Below are 4,298 nucleotides of genomic sequence, written 5' to 3' on the forward strand. Positions count from 1 at the left end.
CCCCACCCCCACCCGCCACCGACACGCCGCCCACGCCCCCTCCCGAAAACGAAAAGTCCACCCCGCCCATATCGATATAGGTTCTACGGCGGTATGGTCGGACCGTAAATCGTTCATCCTGCCCACGTACGTACCCGCCCCGCGACCGTCCGGACGAGGCGTGGATCGCTCGCGCGGTTCGCGGCCGCGTTCGTTCGTGTTCGTGCGCGGCGGGCGTACGGGCCGTGTACGGGAAGGTCCTCATGCGCATCGGACTCTTCGCCACCTGCCTCGGCGACACGATGTTCCCCGACGCCGTCTCCGCGACGGCCGTGCTGCTCACCCGGCTCGGCCACGAGGTCGTCTTCCCGCCCGGGCAGACCTGCTGCGGGCAGATGCACGTCAACACCGGCTACCAGCGCGAACCGGTGCCTCTCGTACGGAACTTCGCCGAGCAGTTCGGCGACTCCTCGCTCGACGCCGTCGTGATGCCCTCCGGCTCCTGCGCCGGTTCGGTACGCCACCAGCACGAGATCGTCGCCGCGCGCTACGGGGACGCGGCGCTGCGCCGGGGCGTCGCGACCGTCAAGGCGAAGACGTACGAGCTCTCCGAACTCCTCGTCGACGTGCTCGGCGTGACCGAGGTCGGCGCCTGGTTCCCCTACCGCGTCACGTACCACCCCACCTGCCACTCGTTGCGGATGCTGCGCGTCGGTGAGAAGCCGCTCCGGCTCCTCCGCGCCGTCGCGGATCTCGATCTGGTCGAGTTGCCCGAGGCCGATGCCTGCTGCGGCTTCGGCGGCACCTTCGCGGTCAAGAACGCGGACACCTCGGCGGCGATGCTGGAGGACAAGGTCGGCAACGTGAGGACGACGGGCGCGGACGTCTGCACGGCGGGCGACTCCTCCTGCCTGCTGCACATCGGCGGCGGCCTCTCCCGCGTCCGGGCGGGAGCGCGCACGCTCCACCTCGCGCAGATCCTCGCCTCGACCCGTACGACCCCGTACGTCCTGCCGGGCGTCCCGGCCACCGCGGGCCCGAGCCCGGCCGGCGTCCCCGCCACCACCCCGGAGGTGAACCGATGAGCACGACGTTCCTCGGCCTGCCCAGCACCCCGCCCCGCGCCCCTTACGGCGCGGGCAACCTGCGCGGCGACGAGAAGTTCCCGAAGGCCGCGCACACCGAACTCCAGAACGCCCAGCTGCGCGGCAACCTCCACAAGGCGACCCACACGATCCGCGCCAAGCGCCTCGCCGTCACCGCCGAACTCCCCGACTGGGAGCAGCTCCGTGACGCGGGGGCCGCGATCAAGTCGGACACCCTCAACCGTCTCCCGGAGCTCCTCGAAGAGCTGGAGGAGCGGGTCACCGCGCGCGGCGGCACCGTCCACTGGGCGCGCGACGCCGTCGAGGCGAACGAGATCGTCACCCGCCTCGTGCGCGCGAAGGGCAGCGAGGAGGTGATCAAGGTCAAGTCGATGGCGACGCAGGAGATCGGGCTCAACGAGCACCTGGAGGCCGAGGGCATCACCGCCCACGAGACCGACCTCGCCGAGCTGATCGTCCAGCTCGCCCACGACAAGCCCTCGCACATCCTCGTTCCCGCGATCCACCGCAACCGCGAGGAGATCCGCGAGATCTTCCTCAAGAAGATCCCCGGCGTCGACCCGGAGCTGACCTCCGTCCCCGCCGAACTCGCCGCCGTCGCGCGCGCCTATCTGCGCGAGAAGTTCATGACGACGAAGGTCGCCGTCTCGGGCGCCAACTTCGGCATCGCCGAGACCGGCACGCTCGCCGTCGTGGAGTCCGAGGGCAACGGCCGCATGTGCCTGACACTGCCTGAGACGCTCATCACCGTCATGGGCATCGAGAAGGTCCTGCCCCGCCACCAGGACCTGGAGGTCTTCTTCCAGCTCCTGCCGCGCTCCTCGACCGGCGAGCGCATGAACCCGTACACCTCCTTGTGGACCGGCGTCAGCGAGGACGACGGGCCGCAGGAGTTCCACCTCGTGCTCCTCGACAACGGCCGCACCGCCGCGCTCGCCGACAAGATCGGACGCGAGGCGCTGCACTGCATCCGCTGCTCGGCCTGCCTCAACGTCTGCCCCGTCTACGAGCGCGCGGGCGGCCACGCCTACGGCTCGACCTACCCCGGCCCGATCGGTGCCGTCCTCACCCCGCAGCTCGCGGGCATGGACGCGGCCAAGGACGATCCCAACGCCTCGCTGCCGTACGCGTCGAGCCTGTGCGGCGCGTGCTTCGACGCCTGCCCCGTGAAGATCGACATCCCCTCGCTGCTCGTGGAACTGCGCCACCAGAAGACCGAGCAGGCCGGTACGACGGCGGAATCGCTCGCGATGAAGGCGGCGGCGGCCGTCATGGCGCGCCCCGCCCTCTACACGAGCGCGCAGCGCGTCGCCGGGCTCGGCCGCGTCGTCGCCGGCCGGGACGAGAAGATCAAGCACCTCCCGCCGCCCTTCGACGGCTGGAGCGACAGCCGCGACACACCGGCCCCGCCCCGGCGCAGCTTCCGGCGCTGGCTCGGCTCGGCGGAGGGCCAGGACGCGCTGCGCGCGGCGAAAGCGGAGGGCGAGGCGTCCCGTACGGAGGCAGCCGCGTCGCGGACGCAGGGCGACCCGTCCCGTACACAGGCCGAGCGCCCCGCCGCCACCGAGACCCACGACGACCAGGACAAGGGAGAGAAGGCATGAGCGAGACCACCACTGCTCGCGGCGGCAGCGCCCGCGAAACCGTTCTCTCCCGTGTCCGGGACGCCCTCGCGCTCGCGCCGAAGGACCCGGTGACCGTCCCCCGTGCCTACCGCACGGGCCGTACGCTCCCGGACGCCGAGCGGCTCGCGCTCCTGACCGACCGGCTCCTTGACTACAAGGCATTCGTGCACCCCTGCACCGCCGCCGGGACCGCCGCGACCGTCGCCGAGGTGTTTCGCGCGCGCGGCGCCCGCCTCGTCGGCGTGCCCGCCGGGCTCGACCGCGCCTGGCTGGCGGACTTCGACGGCGAGGCACGCGCCGACAGCCCGGAGGTGCCCGCGCCCGAACTCGGCGAGCTGGACGGCGTCCTGACCGCTTCGGCCGTGACCTGCGCCGAGACGGGCACGATCTTCCTCGACGGCAGCGCCGACCAGGGCCGCCGCGCCCTGAGCCTCGTCCCCGACCTGCACGTGTGCGTCGTGGACCTCTCCACCGTCACCGTCGGTGTCCCCGAGGCCGTCGCGCGCCTCGTCCCCGGCCGTCCCACCACTCTCATCAGCGGTCCCTCCGCCACCTCGGACATCGAACTCGAACGCGTCGAGGGCGTGCACGGACCGCGCACGCTCGACGTCGTCATTCGCACAGACGTCTGAGATTGGTCCGAGGTGCCGGAAAGGGGCGAATCCATGCGGGATTCGCTCCTTTCGAGTGAGGGTGCGGGTCTGCGGTTGACGCGGAACGGCTGCGGGCGCGGGCCCGCCGCGTGCCTACGTCCGGGGCGAGCGAGGGGGCGACCCGTACCCGTCCTCGCCCCGTAGCCGCGCCTGCCGGGCGAGCGAAAGCGCGCCCTTTGGCCCGTATCCCGTATCGCTCTGCCTCAGTTCGTCCCGATCTTCGCCAGCAGGTCCACGATCCTCGTCTGTACTTCCTCGCTCGTGGAGCGTTCCGCGAGGAAGAGGACCGTCTCGCCGGTGGTGAGGCCGGACAGCTCGGCGGGGCCCATGCCCGGCGCCGTGTAGACGACGAGCGGGGTGTGGTTGAGCTGGCCGTTCGCGCGCAGCCAGTCGATGATCCCGGCGCGGCGCCTGCGGACCTGCATGAGGTCGAGGACGACGAGGTTCGGCGGCACCTGGCTCGCGGCGGCGACCGCCTGCGCGTCGTCGGCGGCGCGCGTCACCTGCATCGCGCGCCGTTCGAGCGCGGCCGTGAGCGCGCTCGCGAGTTCCTCGCGCTCCTCCACGAGCAGGACGCGCGGCGGGTGCTGCTCGCTGTCGCGCGGCGCGAGCGCCTTGAGGAGTACGGCCGGATCGGCGCCGTACGCCGCTTCGCGCGCCGCGGCGCCCAGCCCCGCCGTCACCAGGACCGGCACCTCGGCCGCCACGGCGGCCTGCCGCAACGACTGGAGCGCCGTGCGGGTGATCGGCCCGGTGAGCGGGTCGACGAAGAGCGCGGCCGGGAAGGCGGCGATCTGCGCGTCCACCTCGTCACGTGAGGCGACGACGACGGGCCGGTAGCCGCGATCGCTCAGCGCGGCCTGCGTCGAGGCGTCGGGCGCGGGCCACACGAGGAGTCTGCGCGGGTTGTCGAGCGGCTCGGGCGGCAGTTCGTC

General features: G+C 72.3%; 3 protein-coding genes and 1 pseudogene. 3 read left to right on the forward strand and 1 reads right to left on the reverse strand.

The annotated features are described in order from the left end of the window. The first annotated feature begins 242 nt into the window (after positions 1 to 242). The 3 genes from SSBG_RS14925 to SSBG_RS14935 are packed head-to-tail and all read left to right on the forward strand — an operon-like array spanning position 243 to position 3,342. Positions 243 to 1,064 (forward strand): (Fe-S)-binding protein, encoded by an 822-nt coding sequence (locus tag SSBG_RS14925; RefSeq protein ID WP_008746942.1) that lies wholly within the window; start codon positions 243 to 245, stop codon positions 1,062 to 1,064. Then, complete coding sequence (locus SSBG_RS14930) at positions 1,061 to 2,689, forward strand: LutB/LldF family L-lactate oxidation iron-sulfur protein (RefSeq protein ID WP_008746943.1); 1,629 nt, start codon at positions 1,061 to 1,063, stop codon at positions 2,687 to 2,689. The genes SSBG_RS14925 and SSBG_RS14930 overlap by 4 nt, the downstream gene beginning before the upstream one ends. Next, entirely contained in the window at positions 2,686 to 3,342 is a 657-nt protein-coding gene (locus tag SSBG_RS14935; protein WP_008746944.1) for a LutC/YkgG family protein, read from the forward strand. Before SSBG_RS14930 ends, SSBG_RS14935 begins: the two co-directional genes overlap by 4 nt. A 224-nt stretch (positions 3,343 to 3,566) precedes the next feature. Here SSBG_RS14935 and SSBG_RS14940 read toward each other — a convergent pair. Further along, positions 3,567 to 4,298, reverse strand: a pseudogene (locus SSBG_RS14940) (response regulator); the annotation flags it as partial.

This window comes from Streptomyces sp. SPB074 (assembly GCF_000154905.1).
Taxonomy (GTDB): Bacteria; Actinomycetota; Actinomycetes; order Streptomycetales; family Streptomycetaceae; genus Streptomyces.